Origin of the sequence: Pedococcus bigeumensis, assembly GCF_039531795.1 — a bacterium.
Taxonomy (GTDB): Bacteria; Actinomycetota; Actinomycetes; order Actinomycetales; family Dermatophilaceae; genus Pedococcus; species Pedococcus bigeumensis.
This window is the reverse complement of sequence record NZ_BAAAQS010000001.1, coordinates 1,304,268-1,318,922: the sequence shown is the minus strand read 5'-3', so window position 1 is coordinate 1,318,922 and position 14,655 is coordinate 1,304,268. Positions and strand designations below refer to the sequence as shown.

General features: G+C 71.0%; 14 protein-coding genes. 2 read left to right on the top strand and 12 right to left on the bottom strand.

Annotated features, from left to right (window positions below; genetic code table 11):
* Positions 1-55: 55 nt before the first annotated feature.
* The 3 genes from ABD262_RS06335 to ABD262_RS06325 are packed head-to-tail and all read right to left on the bottom strand — an operon-like array spanning position 56 to position 3,592.
* Positions 56-919, bottom strand: coding sequence for a MaoC/PaaZ C-terminal domain-containing protein (locus ABD262_RS06335; protein ID WP_344132792.1), 864 nt, complete (start codon positions 917-919; stop codon positions 56-58).
* Between the two features lies 1 nt (position 920).
* Positions 921-2,264, bottom strand: a complete 1,344-nt coding sequence (locus ABD262_RS06330; protein ID WP_344132788.1) for a 3-oxoacyl-ACP reductase — start codon at positions 2,262-2,264, stop codon at positions 921-923.
* The gene (locus tag ABD262_RS06325) at positions 2,264-3,592 is read right to left on the bottom strand and encodes an acetyl-CoA C-acetyltransferase (protein WP_344132785.1); all 1,329 of its coding nucleotides are present in this window, start codon (positions 3,590-3,592) and stop codon (positions 2,264-2,266) included. The genes ABD262_RS06330 and ABD262_RS06325 overlap by 1 nt, the downstream gene beginning before the upstream one ends.
* A gap of 85 nt (positions 3,593-3,677) precedes the next feature.
* Between ABD262_RS06325 and ABD262_RS06320 the strand changes: the two genes are divergently transcribed.
* Together ABD262_RS06320 and ABD262_RS06315 are read left to right on the top strand one after the other, a co-directional pair.
* Positions 3,678-4,352 carry a TetR family transcriptional regulator gene (locus ABD262_RS06320; RefSeq protein ID WP_344132782.1) on the top strand — a complete coding sequence of 225 codons (675 nt, stop codon included), beginning with the start codon at positions 3,678-3,680 and terminating at the stop codon, positions 4,350-4,352.
* A gap of 14 nt (positions 4,353-4,366) precedes the next feature.
* Positions 4,367-6,283 (top strand): acyl-CoA dehydrogenase family protein, encoded by a 1,917-nt coding sequence (locus tag ABD262_RS06315; RefSeq protein ID WP_344132779.1) that lies wholly within the window; start codon positions 4,367-4,369, stop codon positions 6,281-6,283.
* A gap of 21 nt (positions 6,284-6,304) precedes the next feature.
* Here the strand turns inward: ABD262_RS06315 and ABD262_RS06310 are convergent, their stop codons facing one another.
* The 9 genes from ABD262_RS06310 to ABD262_RS06270 all read right to left on the bottom strand — a co-directional run bounded on the left by ABD262_RS06310 (position 6,305) and on the right by ABD262_RS06270 (position 14,487).
* The gene (locus tag ABD262_RS06310; protein WP_344132776.1) at positions 6,305-7,645 is read right to left on the bottom strand and encodes an HNH endonuclease signature motif containing protein; all 1,341 of its coding nucleotides are present in this window, start codon (positions 7,643-7,645) and stop codon (positions 6,305-6,307) included.
* A 205-nt stretch (positions 7,646-7,850) separates the two neighbouring features.
* Complete coding sequence (locus ABD262_RS06305) at positions 7,851-9,170, bottom strand: class I SAM-dependent methyltransferase (RefSeq protein WP_344132773.1); 1,320 nt, start codon at positions 9,168-9,170, stop codon at positions 7,851-7,853.
* A complete protein-coding gene (locus ABD262_RS06300) occupies positions 9,167-10,549 on the bottom strand; it encodes an FAD-binding oxidoreductase (protein WP_344132770.1) in 1,383 nt (460 codons plus the stop codon). Before ABD262_RS06300 ends, ABD262_RS06305 begins: the two co-directional genes overlap by 4 nt.
* Positions 10,550-10,652: 103 nt before the next feature.
* The gene (locus tag ABD262_RS06295; RefSeq protein ID WP_344132767.1) at positions 10,653-11,015 is read right to left on the bottom strand and encodes a hypothetical protein; all 363 of its coding nucleotides are present in this window, start codon (positions 11,013-11,015) and stop codon (positions 10,653-10,655) included.
* A 2-nt stretch (positions 11,016-11,017) separates the two neighbouring features.
* Positions 11,018-11,278: a DUF6295 family protein gene (locus ABD262_RS06290; protein ID WP_344132764.1), complete on the bottom strand. Its 261-nt coding sequence runs from the start codon at positions 11,276-11,278 to the stop codon at positions 11,018-11,020.
* A gap of 1 nt (position 11,279) precedes the next feature.
* Positions 11,280-12,032, bottom strand: a complete 753-nt coding sequence (locus ABD262_RS06285) for a dienelactone hydrolase family protein (protein ID WP_344132761.1) — start codon at positions 12,030-12,032, stop codon at positions 11,280-11,282.
* A 103-nt stretch (positions 12,033-12,135) separates the two neighbouring features.
* Positions 12,136-12,906, bottom strand: a complete 771-nt coding sequence (locus ABD262_RS06280; RefSeq protein ID WP_344132757.1) for a class I SAM-dependent methyltransferase — start codon at positions 12,904-12,906, stop codon at positions 12,136-12,138.
* 34 nt (positions 12,907-12,940) lie between these two features.
* Positions 12,941-13,435 carry a hypothetical protein gene (locus ABD262_RS06275; RefSeq protein WP_344132754.1) on the bottom strand — a complete coding sequence of 165 codons (495 nt, stop codon included), beginning with the start codon at positions 13,433-13,435 and terminating at the stop codon, positions 12,941-12,943.
* Between the two features lie 290 nt (positions 13,436-13,725).
* Entirely contained in the window at positions 13,726-14,487 is a 762-nt protein-coding gene (locus ABD262_RS06270) for a beta/alpha barrel domain-containing protein (RefSeq protein WP_344132751.1), read from the bottom strand.
* Positions 14,488-14,655 lie beyond the last annotated feature (168 nt).

The window sequence follows — 14,655 nt, the reverse complement described above, 5'->3', positions numbered from 1 at the left end:
CAACCACGCGATCCACGACCCGAGCCGGTGGGCAGCCGCACTGCGCAGCGCAGGGTCAGCCTGCGGCACCGAGGCGTTCGAACGTCAGGGTCAGGTGCGTGGTCGCCGGGTCCTTGGCGGACCGGAGGCCGGCCACCGTGACCGGACCCGCGTCGTCCACGACCAGCTCGACCGTGCTCGGCAGCAGCACCGGCCTGGCGAACCAGACGTGCGACGTGCTCGGCTCGGCGGTGCCCGCACCGAGGGCGGCCAGCGTGCGCGCGGCCGTCCACATGCCGTGGGCGATGGCCCGCGGGAAACCCAGCGCCTTGGCCGTCAGGGCGTGCAGGTGGATCGGGTTCACGTCACCGGACACCGCGGCATACGCCCGGCCCTGGCGCTCCGGGACACGGACGATGCCGGCCGGCGGCCTGCCGGGCAGCGGCGGGGCCTGCGCACCACGCTCTGCAACGGGGTCGGGGCGGCCACGGCGCAGGTAGGTGCTCCGGCCCTCCCAGACCCGTTCACCGCCGGCCTCGACCGTCGTCACCAGGTCGACGAGCCGCCCCTTCGGATGTGGGCGCAGGTGCTCGGCGTGCACCGTGAGGTCGAGCCGGTCGTCAGCGGTGAGGCGCCGGTGCACGGTGATCTGGTTCTCCAGGTGGACCAGGCCCGGCAACGGGAGCGGGAACGACCGGTCGGCCATCAGGGCGACCTGGAGGGGGAACCCGAGGACGTGGGGGTAGGTGTGCGGGAGCACATCGCTGCCACCGAAGGCGCAGACGCGCTCGTAGGCCAACAGGTGGTCACGGTCGACGCTGACACCCTCGCGACGCAGTGCCGTCTCAGGGAGGTCGCCGTGACGGCCGCGTTGCGTGAGGGCCGCCTTGGCGAACAACGGCGCGAGGGAGGGTGACTCCCGGAGCGTGCGGACCGTCATGTCAGGCTCCCAGCAGGCTCTGGCCACACACCCGCACGACGTTGCCCGTCACGCCCGCGTTGGCGTCCTGGCTGAACCACGCGATCGTCTCCGCCACGTCCACGGGGAGGCCGCCCTGGTTGAGCGAGCTGAGCAGTCGCCCGACCTCACGGGTGGCGAAGGGGACCTTGGCGGTCATCTCGGTCTCGATGAACCCGGGCGCCACGGCGTTGACGGTAATGCCGCGGGCCCGCAGCGCCTCGTCCGCCGACAGCGCGTCGACGAGCCCGATCACGCCCGCCTTGGACGCGGCGTAGTTGGTCTGGCCGCGGTTGCCCGCGATGCCGGCGATCGACGACACGAGGACGACGTGACCCCCGTCGCGGACACCACCCTCGGAGAGCAGCACCTCGTTCATCCGCAGGATCGACCCGAGGTTGACGTCGAGCACGGAGGACCAGCGGTCCTCGTCCATGTTGGCGAGCAGCTTGTCGCGGGTGATGCCCGCGTTGTGCACGACGATGTCGAGACCACCGTGCCGGGCCATGGCGTGGTCGAGGACCTGACGTCCCGCATCGGGGGCGGTGACGTCGAGCTGCAACGCCGTGCCTGCGACCCGGTTGGCGGTGCGGGCCAGCGAGTCTCCGGCGGCCGGGATGTCGACGCACACGACCGTGGCGCCGTCGCGGGCCAGCACGTCGGAGATCGAGGCTCCGATCCCCCGGGCAGCACCGGTGACGACGGCCACCTTGCCGGCCAGCGGCTTCGCCCAGTCAGCAGGCTCGGTGGGGGTGCCGCGGCCCACGTGCACGACCTGCCCGTCGACGTATGCCGCGCGGCCCGACAGCAGGAAGCGCACCGCGGCGTCGGCGTTCGCCTCCGCCCCGTCAGCGACGAGGACGAGGTTGGCGGTGGCTCCCGCCCGGAGCTCCTTGCCGATGGACCGCGTGATGCCCTCGAGGGCCCGTCGCGTCGCGGCCTGCGCGAAACCGTTGGCACTGCTGGGTTCGCGGCCGACCACGACGACCCTCCCGCTGGGACGCAGACCCTTGAGGGCCGGCGCCACGAGGCGTCGCAGTGCTTCGAGGTCGGTGGGCTCGGCAGCCTCGGTGAGGTCGGCCACGACGGCCGCGACCCGGCCGCCCTCGGCCAGCTCGTCGACGTAGTCGACCCCCTCACGCTCCAGCAGGGCGCGCACGCGCACGGCCACCGGGGCGGCGCCGTGCCCGCCGACGAGGACGGCGCCGTCGACCAGTGGCTCGCCCACGGCATACCGGCGGAGCCTGGCGGGGCGGGGCAGCCCCAGCTGGGTCGCCAGCTTGCTGCCGACCGCGCTGTTGATGATGCCCGCGTAGGTGCCCGCCATCACGCGGCCTCGAGGATCGCCATGACGCCCTGGCCGCCGGCGGCGCAGATCGAGATCAGACCACGAGCGCCGGATCCCTTCTCGTGCAACATCTTCGCGAGCGAGGCGACGATGCGCCCACCCGTCGCCGCGAACGGGTGACCCGCCGCGAGCGACGACCCGTTGACGTTGAGCCGGTCGCGGTCGAGGGCCCCGATCGGGGCGTCGAGACCGAGCCGGTCGCGACAGAACTGCTCGCTCTCCCAGGCGGCGAGGGTGGTGAGCACGGTGGCCGCGAACGCCTCGTGGATCTCGACCAGGTCGAAGTCCTGCAGCCGCATCCCCTGGCGGGCGAGCAGGTGGGGCAAGGCGTAGGCCGGAGCCATGAGGAGGCCCTCGTTGCCGGTCACGTAGTCGACGGCCGCGGTCTGTGCGTCGACGAGATGAGCGAGCACCGGCAGCCCGCGTTCCTTGGCCCACTCGTCCGACCCGAGCAGCACGGCGGAGGCGCCGTCGGTGAGGGGCGTGGAGTTGCCCGCGGTCATGGTGGCGTCCGCGCCCTTGCCGAACACCGGCTTCAGCGTCGCGAGCTTCTCGACGGTGGAGTCGGCGCGCAGGTTCTGGTCGCGGGTCTGCCCGAGGAATGGTGTCATGAGGTCGTCGAAGAAGCCGCGGTCGTAGGCGGCGGCGAGGTGCTGGTGCGAGCTGGCCGCGATCTCGTCCTGGGCCTCGCGGCCGATGCCCCACTGCTTGGCCGTCTGGGCCATGTGCTCCCCCATCGACAGGCCGGTGCGAGGCTCGACGTTGCGCGGGATCTCGGGCACCAGCTGGCTGGGTCGCAGCCCGGTCAGCGCCTTGGCGCGCTGGCCGGGGGTCTTGGCCCGGTTGAGGGTGAGCAGCGTCTCGCGCAGCCCCTCGTTCACGGCGATCGGCGCGTCCGAGGCGGTGTCGGTGCCGCCGGCGATGCCGGACTCGATCTGGCCGAGCGCGATCTTGTTGCCCACGAGGATGGCCGCCTCGAGCCCCGTGCCACAGGCCTGCTGCACGTCGTAGGCAGGGGTGCGGGCCGACAGGCTCGACCCCAGCACCGACTCGCGGGTGAGGTTGAAGTCGCGGGCGTGCTTGAGCACCGCACCGGCGGCCACCTCCCCCACCTGCTCTCCCGCGAGGCCGTGCCGCGCCACGAGGCCCTCGATGGCAGCCGTCAGCATGTCCTGGTTCGAGGCCTTCGCGTAGGCGCCGTTCTGGCGCGCGAAGGGGATGCGGTTGCCGCCGATGACGGCGGCTCGGCGCGGCTGGGCCGAGCCGCGGGACGACGCGGCTCGTGAGGATGGCGCTGAGGTGGCCACGGGTGCTCCTGGGGTGGTCGGAAGGCGGGAAAGGTAACTGATACGGACAGTAGCAGGTACACCCGGTACCTGCTACTGTCCCCCTGTGACCACCACCCCCCATCCCGCGGACCCGGCGCCCGACGGCCGCAGCACCCGGTGGGACCAGCACCGGGCGGCCCGCCGCCGCGAGCTGGTCGACGCCACCCTGCGGGCGGTGCGCCAGCACGGCGCCGGCGTCGGGATGGACGACATCGCGGCCGTGGCCGGCACCTCCAAGACGGTCATCTACCGCCACTTCACCGACCGCCAGGGGCTGTATGCCGCGGTGTCGGAGAGCGTCGACGCGCTGATCCTGCGCAACCTGGTGCAGGCGACCGGGGCCGCGGGCGACGACCTCACCAGCGCGGACTCGAGTCCGAGGGCGCTGGTCGCCGGGGCGATCGACGCCTACCTCACGCTGGTGGAGAAGGACCCCGAGGTCTACCGGTTCGTCGTGACCGCTCCCCTGCTCGACCAGTCGTCCGGCGACCCCGCGGCACCGGTGACCGGCCACATCGCCGCGCAGATGTCGCTGGTCATCGCCGAGGCGTTGGCCCGTGCAGGCCGCGACACGGCTCCCGCGAAGGTGTGGGGCGCCGGCCTCGTGGGGATGGTCCGGGCCGCGGCCGACCAGTGGCTCGCGGGCTCGGACGCGATGACCCGGCTCGAGCTGACCGAGCACCTCACCGACCTGGCCTGGGGCGGGCTCTGCGCAGCCTGGCCCGGCGAGACCCGCTGACCCAGGAGATCCTCATGACCACCCTCGCCACTGCCATCCAGCAGAGCCTCGACGGTCGCTGGGCCGCGATCCGCGACGAGGCCAGGACCGACCTCGACCCCGAGCGGTTCGCCCCTCCCTCCGAGCCCCTCGACCTCGAGTCGTACCGAGCGCGGATCGCCGACCAGGTGCAGGCGCTGGCCGCCACCGGCCACGCCAAGCGGGGCTTCCCCCGGGCCCTCGGCGGCAACGGCGACCTCGGCGGCTCGGTGACGGCGTTCGAGCTGCTGGGCCACGCCGACCTGTCGCTGATGGTCAAGGCCGGGGTGCACTGGGGCCTGTTCGGCGGCGCGGTGGCGAACCTCGGCACCGAACGCCACCACACGGCATACCTCCCGTCGATCATCGACGCCACCCTCCCGGGGTGCTTCGCCATGACGGAGACCGGTCACGGCTCCGACGTGCAGTCGCTGGGCACCACCGCCACCTACGACCCGGCCACTGACGAGCTGGTCGTGCACACGCCCGACCTACGGGCCCGCAAGGACTACATCGGCGGCGCCGCGCGCGACGGCCGGATGGCCGCGGTCTTCGCCCAGCTGGTGACCGAGGGCGAGAGCCACGGCGTGCACTGCGTCCTGGTGCCGATCCGCGACGAGTCCGGCGCCACGATGCCCGGCGTGACGATCGGCGACTGCGGCGCCAAGGCCGGGCTCCCCGGGGTGGACAACGGGCGGCTGACCTTCGAGCAGGTGCGCGTGCCGCGCACCAACCTGCTCAACCGCTACGGCGACATCGACGAGGACGGCGCCTACACCTCCCCCATCGCCAACCCGACGCGACGGTTCTTCACGATGCTCGGCACGCTGGTGCGCGGGCGGATCAGCGTGGCCGGCGGGGCCGGCGCCGCCACCCGCACCGCCCTGACCCTCGCCGTCACGTATGCCGGTCACCGCCGGCAGTTCGCGCCGCCCGGCGGCACCGACGAGGTGATCCTGCTCGACTACCGGGCACACCAGCGCAAGCTGCTGCCCGCCCTGGCCAAGTCCTACGCGTTGCAGTACGCGCAGAACGAGCTGGTCGAGCTCATGCACGACGTGCAGTCGGCCGGCGACGCCGCCGACGAGCACCAGCAGCGTGAGCTCGAGGCCCGGGCCGCCGGCACCAAGGCGGTCGCGACGGCGCACGCCACGGCGACCATCCAGATGTGCCGTGAGGCCTGCGGTGGCGCCGGCTACCTCGCTGTCAACCGGCTGCCCGCCCTCAAGGCCGACACCGACGTCTTCACCACCTTCGAGGGCGACAACACGGTCCTTCTCCAGCTCGTCGCCAAGGGGCTGCTCACCGACTACCGCGACGCGTTCGGCGACCTCGACACGATGGGCATGGTGCGGTTCGGGGCCAGGCAGTTCGCGGGGGCGGTCATCGAGCGCAGCTCTGCTCGCGGACTCATCCAGCGCCTCATCGACTCCGCACCGGGCCGCGACAGCGAGAAGGGCCCGACCGACCGCGGCTGGCAGCTCGACCTCTTCGAGGACCGCGAGAAGCACCTGATCGAGACGCTGGCGCTGCGACTCCGCAAGGCCGGCAAGCCTGGCGCCGACCTGTTCGACGTCTTCAACGACGCCCAGGACCACGTCATCGAGGCAGCACGGGCCCACGTCGACCGCACCGTCCTCGAGTCGTTCGTCGCAGCCATCGACCGGTGCGAGGACGCTTCCGCCGCACAGACCCTCTCGCGGGTGTGCGACCTCTACGCGCTGAGCAGCATCGAGTCGGACAAGGGCTGGTTCCTCGAGCACGGCCGGATCACGCCCGCACGCAGCAAGCAGGTCACGGCTGCGGTCAACGACCTGTGCGCGGCGCTGCGACCGCACGCCCAGGAGCTGGTCGACGCCTTCGGGATCCCGAAGGCCTGGCTCGGCACGGAGCTGCTCGCCCCCCTCGACTGACCTCCGTGCCTACCTCCGCGCCTACCTCCGCCGGTGGATGGTGACGCGTTTGCGTCCGCCGGCCTCCCGGGTGATCCGGTGGTGGAACCCCGGATGGTGGATGCGCCGGTGGTGGAACCCGCACAACGGAACTGCCTGGTCGAGGTCGGTGCGGCCACCGCGGGCCCAAGGGTCTTCATGGTGGTGCTCGGTCCAGGCGTAGGGCCGGTCGCAGTCCTCGGCGGCACAGGAGTCGTAGGTCATCGAGAGCGCCACCCGTTGTGCCTCGGTGAAGAACCGCTGCGTCCGGCCCAGGTCGAGCAGCTGTGACTCGCCGTCGAGCACGGCCGGCACGATCCCCGCGCCGCACGCCAGCCGGCGTGCCTCGGAGGCCGAGAGGTCGTGGCCGGTGTCGAGGTGCGCCGCGCCGAGCGACGCCTTGAGCTTGTCGTGGTCGAGCGTGACCAGCACGGTCGCGTTGACCTTGCCCGAGAGGTGGTCGGTGGGCAGGTGCTCGAGCAGCTCGACGAAGGCCCGCCCGTACTTCTGCGACCAGTCGAGGTCCTCGGACCGGAACGCGTCCCAGGTCGCCTCGGCGACCTCGTCCGCGGTCAACGACCCGCCCTGCGCCGCGGCCCGTAGCCGCGCGTCTCGGGCCGCCTGCTGGGCGAACCGGCGCGGGGAGGCGATCTGCTGGATGACCTTCTTCAGGATCTGCCCGGCGAGCGTGGGCACGGTGAACCGGCCGGTGGTCGTGCCGTCGTGGTTGTCGTGCAGGGTCAGCCTGGTCGCGGCAAGGGCGCGCTCCTCCTCGCTGCGCAACACGGAGTCCTCGTGGGCGTCGACCTCGGCCTGCGAGCGGTGCACGGACTCCAGCGCCCGCCGGGCCTTCCTGCGCAGCGCCGCGGGATCGACGCGCTTGCCGACCGCCACGAGCGACTGCTCGATCGCGGCCCGCTCGGTCTCGTCGAGCCCGCTCGGCAGCTGTTGCGCAGTGGTGGCGATCACCAGCGCGTGCTCGGTGCTCAGGTCACCCACGCTCAACGCCTCCCGGGTCGCGCTGAACCCGCCGTCGAGGGCGGTCGCCAGGCGCACCTCGCGCGCAGCGGACGCACCGTCACGCCGAGACCGAGCGGCCAGCCACGCGGCGGTGCCGGTCATCCCCGCGTCGGAGGCGACGTCGGACCTGTCCACCACCGCCACCAGGGACAGCTTGAGGGCCTGCAACCTGGTCACCGCCCGGTCCAGCTCGACGATCAGGCTCGACGCGGCATACCCGGACAGGTCGCCGACGGACGCGCAGCGGTCGAGCACGGCATGCACCTGACGCACCCCATCGGCTGCCGCGAGCCGCGGTGACGGGTGCATCGGGGTGATGGCCATGCCCCATCGTATTCGAACACGTGTTCGAACGTCAAGCAATGCAAACAGTCAGTGAGACATCCACACGACGGCAAACGCGAGGTCACTCACCAGGCAGCGCCTCGCTCCAGCGACCGACTCGGCCCGGTCGACCGTCGCGTGCTGAGCCGACGGGCAGTGCTCAGATTGGAGACTCCGAGCCTCACCAGTGAAAGGCGCTGCTCGACTAGGCGTTCCACCAGGGTCGCAGCGGGAGGTCGGCCTGGCCGCGGTCGTCGAGCTTCACCGCCAGCACCTGGTGGAGCTGCACGACGTTGCGCTCGAAGCCCACCCGTGAGCCGGCCATGTAGAGACCCCACACCCGGGCCGTCGCCTCGCCGACCTCGTCGACGCACGCGTCCCAGTTGTCGCGAAGGTTGGCACACCAGCCGGCCAGGGTGCGGGCGTAGTGCTCGCGCAGGTTCTCCTCGTGACGGACCTCGAGACCGGCGTCCTGCGCCGCAGCGATGATCGTGCCCGAGCCGGTCAGCTCACCGTCGGGGAACACGTAGCGGTCGATGAAGGCGCCCGTGGAGGTGCGCCGGTTGTCGGGACGTGTGATGCAGTGGTTGAGCAGCATCCCCCCGGTGCGCAGGTGGTGCTTGATGAACGCGAAGTAGGCCGGGTAGTTGCGCACCCCGATGTGCTCGGTCAGCCCGATCGAGGAGATGGCGTCGAACCCCGTCTCGCGGATGTCGCGGTAGTCGCTGTGGCGCACCTCGGCGAGGTCCTGCAGACCCTCACGGCGGATCGCCTCCTGGGCCCAGCTCGCCTGCTCGGCCGAGAGGGTGGCTCCGATGACGTGCACGCCCCGCCGCGCGGCATACCGGACCATCCCGCCCCAGCCACAGCCGATGTCGAGCAGCCGGTCGCCCTCCTTGAGCCGGAGCTTGTCGAAGACGAGGCGGTACTTGTTCTCCTGCGCCTCCTCGAGGGTGGCGCCGTCGTGCGGGTAGCACGCGCAGGTGTAGGTCATCGACGGGCCGAGGACGTACTCGTAGAACGTGTTGGACACGTCGTAGTGGTGGTGGATCGCCTCGGCGTCGCGGGTCTTGCTGTGCCGCAGGCCCTCGGCGACCCGTCGCCAACGCGGCAGCGCCTCCTGCGGGGGCGGCGGCGGGGGCTTGAGCAGCTCGACGCCGAGCGAGCGGGCGATGGCCGCGGCGGTCTTGGGCGGCGGGAGCTTGAAGTGCAGGTTGCCCATCGCGTCGAGCAGCTCGTAGGGGTCGCCGGGGTGGACGCCGGTGACGTCGAGGTCGCCGGCCACGTAGGCGCGCGCCATGCCCAGGTCACCGGGGGCAGTGGCGAGGTAGCTCGCGCCGCGCGGAGACTTGAGGTCGAGGCCGTAGGGAGCGTCCTCGGGTCCGGTGGCGGAGCCGTCGAAGGCGGTGAACCGCAGCGGCACCTCGTCGGCGGTCACGGCGTCGAGGATCTCGGCCATCGACAGCTTGTCGGGGCCGGGAGAGCCGTGGTGGGGGCCGGTCCGGTTGGTCCTGAGAATCGTCACTTGCGTTGCACCGCCTTGGAGTAGAGGTCGAGCAGTCTGGACTTCGGGTCGTAGCGGCGCTTGAGGTCGGCGTAGGTGTCGCCGCCGTAGAGGCGCCAGAACTGAGTCTCGTCGTAGTAGGCGTCGGAGTAGAGGGACTTGTGTCCCTCCAGCGCGGTGACCTGCTCCTCGATGAGCCGGTTGGCCGCGCCCTCGGGCTGGTCAGGGTCTCGCGGCACGCTGGACCAGAAGCCGACGTTGACGTAGGTCTCGCCGGGCTTCAGCGGGTAGAGCGGCCACTCCCCCTTGCTGCGCACGGGGCACAGCCAGATCGGCTCGATGGGGATCTCGCGCAGGAACCAGTGGACGAACCCGGCGGTCCGTCCGAGTGGCACCTCGATGTCCTGCACCACGCGCTCGCGCGGGGGGCGCCCCTTGCGGGCCTCGAGCCGGTCGGCGACGTCGAACCGGTGGTCGAGCGCGATGAGCTTCCAGTAGAACGAGCTCCGGCGGTAGCGCCGCGGCCAGAGTCGGCGCACCCGGGGGTGCTGGGCCCCGAACGCCCTGCTGCACCAGAACCAGTCGGTGTCCCAGCGCCAGAGGTAGTCGTGGGTCGTGAGCCGGTCGACCTTGGGCAGCGGCGAGTCGTGCTGGATCGAGCGGTAGTAGACCTGCTGGCCCGTGTAGTCGCTGACCGGCCCCGGCTGGGCTGTCTGCCGGCCGAGGGTGAGGTAGGACTCGGTCGCGGAGAACACCACGCCGTCGAGGTAGTCGACCCGCTCGCCGTCATGCTCCCGGCTGTCGCAGATCCGGCCCATCGTCTCGACGAGCGACTCGAGGTCGTGGAACCGGACGTGGCGCAGGGCGACGAAGGGCTCGACGGGCTCGAGGGCGATCCGCAGGCGGGTGGCGTAGCCGAGCGTGCCGTAGGAGTTGGGGAACCCGTGGAAGAGGTCGGCGTGCTCGCCTTCCGGCCGGGCCGTGACGATCTCGCCGGCGCCGGTGAGGATGTCCATCTCCAGGACCGACTCGTGGGGCAGGCCGCTGCGGAACGACGTCGACTCGATGCCGAGCCCGGTGACCGCCCCACCCAGGGTGATCGTCTTCAGCTGGGGCACGACGAGCGGCGCCAGGCCGTGGGGCAGGGTCGCCTCGACGAGGTGCTCGTAGGTGCACATGCCCTGCACGTCGGCGGTGCGCGCCTCGGCGTCGACCTCGATCACCTGGTCGAGCAGCGAGACGTCGAGACCGGGCGCGTCGGTGCGGGCTCGCGCGCGGAAGAGGTTGGACGTCTTCTTGGCCAGCCGCACCGGAGCGTTCGCCGGGATGGCGGAGTAGCTGGCAGCCAGGCGACCCACGGCGAGGTCGTGGCGCGCACGAGCGTCCGTGGGAACCTTCACGATCCGCCCAGTCCCAGCGGAGACGAAGTCCGGCACATGACGACCTTATGCCGCCGCACCGACACGCGTCACGCGGGTTGCCGGCTCGTGGTCATCGGGTCGCTCAACCCTCATCGACGCCACTCGCCGGGGCGACTGCCGTGACCTCGTCGCCGACGCGCACGGTGCCGGGGCGACGCACCGCGGCATACACCCCGGGGCAGTCGCGCGCGGTGCCGGTGACGTCGAGCTCGACGCCGCCCACCACGAGCACGCCGCCGATGGCGGCCACGAGCTCGGCAGGACTCAACGAGACCACGAGGTTGGCCCGCGTGTCGGGCGCGACGTCGTGGGCAGCCACCACGTGGACCGCCGCCTTCTTGCGCCGGTCGCCGGCCAGGCCCGCGGCGTCGACGCCGACCTCCTCGAGGTCGCGACCGGGCTGGCCGCTCACCGGGTAGACGTGCAGCTCGGTCACCTGTGCCACGGTCAGACGCCTTCCGGTGCGGAGGCGAGCGCTTCCTCGATCGCCCGCACGAGGCGGGTGGCCGAGTCGCGGGTCAGCTCGACCGCCACCCGCGCCCCCGGTCCGAGCGAGGGGTCGGCGAGGTCGATGTTGAGGGTGTGCTCCGCCATCGCGTGGACGGGGTGGTCGTAGTAGACGGTCGCGTCGTTGACGTGGAACCACTGGCCCCCCGGTCCCTTCGCACTGCCGTCGACCTGTTCGGCGACCGTGGCGTAGGTGCACATGTCAGCTCTCCCGTCCGGTGAGGTGGGACCCGAAGAACGACGCGATCCGCTCCCAGCCATCGTTCGCCGCGGTCACCCGGTAGCTCGGGCGGTCGGTGGCGAAGAAGGCGTGACCGGCGTCGTCGTAGGTGTGGAACTCGTGGGGCTTGCCGAGCTCGGCGAGCCGCCGGTCGAGCTCGGCCACGTGGTCGGGGCTCGGCGTCTTGTCTTCTGCCCCGAACAACCCGAGCAGTGGCGCACCGAGCGACGGGAGCTGGTCGACGAGGTTGGTGACCTTGAGCGGGTAGCCCGCGGGCGGCTCCCCCGTGACGAACGCGCCGTAGCAGTCCACGACCGCGTCGAGGTCGAGCCGGCAGCCCGCCAGGACGGCCTGCCGGCCACCGGAGCAGTGGCCGACCACGCCCACCGAGCCGTTGCTGGTCGGCAGCGCCCGCAGGTATGCCGTGGCGGCACCGACGTCGCCGACCAGCCGGTCGTCCGGCACGCCACCCTGTGCGCGGGCCGTGGCCGCGGCATCGGACGGGTCCGCTCCCGGCGCCTCGCGGCTGTAGAGGTTGGGGCAGATCGCGTCGTAACCCAGCTCGGCGAACCGGCGCACCATCTCCTTGGTGGCTCGGTCGTAGCCCGGCATGTGGTGGATCACCACCACCCCGCCGCGGGTGTGTTCGCCGTCGGGACGGGCGAGGTAGGCCTCGACCTCCGCGCCGTCGGCGCCTGTCAGGAAGATGGTGGTTGCGCTGAGGGAGTCGCTCACGCCACGGATGCTATGCCTCGGCCCCGTCGGCAGCACTGACACCCGTCACGGGTGCGGCAGCCGTCCCGTGGCACCCCACCGGCAGGGGATGGGGTCGGCGGTGCTACTCCTTCGAGGCCACCACCACGTACCCCTCAGCCTCCGGGTCGTACGTGCTCTTGTCGACCCGGAGCCCTGCGCTGAGCAGCTCGGACTCGAGCTCGCCGTATCGATACGGCCAGCACGACAACAGTTCCGAGCGGACCAAGACCGATCCATCCTCCTCGACCTGCCCGACAGCGATCTCGATGCGGTGCTCCTGCTCCCACTGCGCTGCGATCTCCCAGCGATAGATGACGAGGCCATCGCGGCCATGACGGCGGACCATCCGGTCACCGATGTCCAGACGGGAGCCTCTGGACCTCACCAGCTCCCAGTTGCGGGAGGTGAGTACCAACCGCCCGCCACGGCGCAGGAGTCGGGACATCGACTCCAGTGCAGCACCCCTGCCTCGTGACCCCTTGGCATGGTGCAACGAGTTGCCGACGCAGAACACCATGTCGAAGGTGGCGTCCTCGAAGTGGTCGGCCAGCTCCCCCCATTCGGCTCGCACCGTGGAGACCGAGGCACCCGATTCCTCAGCCAGGACCTCAGTCCGACGAACCATCGCTGCACTGGCGTCGGTCGCGACGACCCGCATGCCGAGGCCGGCGAGCCCGACCGCCAGCTGCCCGGTACCGCATGAGCAATCGAGCACCTGAGCGTGTGGCGGAAGGTCACAGGTGACGTCAGCGAACGCCGCGACGAACTCGGCGGGCGTCAACTTCGCGTCCGAGATGAGCCACTCGTACACCTCGGCAAGGACGTCATAGCCCGTCACGACGGCTCCCTCCATCAGCTCGGCAGACCCCGGGTGGCGGACCAGTACATCAGTGGCGCAGGTCGGTCACCACAGGGTTTCCTCGTTGTCCCTGTTGCCGACCGGACAACAGGAACAAGATGCCCGAGGCCACGATGGGCGCAAGCAGCAGCCCCACCGACAACGGCTCGTAGAAGTGGGAGGTCGCGCCCACCGCGGCCAGCAGGAGGGGCACCACACTCACCGTGAGGATGAGGTAGCCAGCCGCACGTGGTCGGAACAGACCCGCCACACCAGCCGGTGCACAGATGGCCACGACGAGCACCAGCGACAGCGGGCCGTGACTGTCCTCCCAGTCGTGAGCCGCGCCGTAGTCCACCAGCGACCACACGCCAAAAGCCAAGGGAGCGCTCGCGGCCACAGCCAGCACCGCGAACGAAGCCCCGGCGTGATACCAGGCCAGGAGGCACAGTGCGCCCACGACCAGCACGAAGACCGCCGTGCCCCCGATCCCCGCCCAACCCCCGGGATCGGTCACGGCGTCTCCACCGACGAACAGGGTCACCAACGCACCGAAGCCGAGCGTGCCCGCCAGAGCGCTCCACCGGAGTGCATCCACACCCTGGACCCGAGCCAACAACCTCTGACCGACCTCGTTCATCGCCATCGCTCCCGTACCAAGGCTGGCAGGTCGCCCTCGCGAAGAGGAGAGGCCTTGGTCCTGCTCGACCTCGCCGCCCTAGCTCCTCACACACGGATGTCTTGCGCGTGCCCGAGACACCCTCGACCAGGTAGTTGCGAACACCCATCGCGACACTCTTCAGCGCAGGAGTGGTTGGGTCCGAAACAAGTGCGTCAGTAGTCGGTGTCGGGATCCGGAACCAACAGGGGACCGAAGGCAGCGCGTCGTTCGGCATCCTTCAAGATTGACTCCGCGTCGCCGTTGAACCGGTCCACGCCCTCGGCGATGCAGATCATCATCGAGTCGAGCGACCTGACGGGGAACGTCCACTTCAGTCTGATCCGCTCGGGCAGTGCAGCTCTCATGAGCTGGACGCGGGACAGCCCGGTGCGCGCCGTGCCACGCCACGAACCGCCTTGCACGAGCCAGGCACCGGTGGCCCCCAACAATGCACAGGCCGCCCTGGTCGCATCCGGAGTCAGACCGTCGGTGTCCAGCACGACTCGCACGCGCGCTCCGTATGCCTGCATGGCGTCGACGAGCGCAGTGACATCGTCAGCGAACCGATGGCCGGCGTCCGCCGCCAGCCCTTCGGCAGTGGCCAGCATCCCCAGATCGGTTGCGCCCTCGGCTGCCAGACGACGCGACTCTGCAAGCAATGCCTGGGTGCCGAGTGGTTCAACTTCCTCGTGTCGCCAGCCGGGAATGGTGACCACACCAACGGATGTACCGGCCAAGTGCAGCCCCGCCGTGGGCACGCTCTCGGGCCGGACGATGACGCCGGACAACCCGTGTCGAATGGCGAGCTCGCAGCCCTCCTGAGTCGCCTGACGGGTCGGCTCCGAGAGGTAGAGCCGGTGTTCGAGCCTGGTCGCGACCTGACCAACGCTCAGGGTCCGTCGCTGGCTCTTGAGGTGACCGACCACGCTCTTCATGCCTGTCCCAACGACGAGTGACCTACTTAGTGCACTAACTATAGCCTCCGTAGAGGGCCGGTCCGACCGGAGTCCTTTGGCGATGCACATCGTCCTGGGCATGCTTCGACCATGAGCGACTACCTCGAGAGCGAGCGGCTGGTGCTGCGCCAGTTCACGGCGCAGGAC

Coding starts and splice junctions, on each gene's coding strand:
- ABD262_RS06335 (WP_344132792.1), bottom strand. CDS start 919: ATGACGGTCCGCACGCTCCGGGAGTCACCCTCCCTCGCGCCGTTGTTC.
- ABD262_RS06330 (WP_344132788.1), bottom strand. CDS start 2,264: ATGGCGGGCACCTACGCGGGCATCATCAACAGCGCGGTCGGCAGCAAG.
- ABD262_RS06315 (WP_344132779.1), top strand. CDS start 4,367: ATGACCACCCTCGCCACTGCCATCCAGCAGAGCCTCGACGGTCGCTGG.
- ABD262_RS06310 (WP_344132776.1), bottom strand. CDS start 7,645: ATGGCCATCACCCCGATGCACCCGTCACCGCGGCTCGCGGCAGCCGAT.
- ABD262_RS06290 (WP_344132764.1), bottom strand. CDS start 11,278: ATGTGCACCTACGCCACGGTCGCCGAACAGGTCGACGGCAGTGCGAAG.
- ABD262_RS06280 (WP_344132757.1), bottom strand. CDS start 12,906: ATGGAGGGAGCCGTCGTGACGGGCTATGACGTCCTTGCCGAGGTGTAC.
- ABD262_RS06270 (WP_344132751.1), bottom strand. CDS start 14,487: ATGAAGAGCGTGGTCGGTCACCTCAAGAGCCAGCGACGGACCCTGAGC.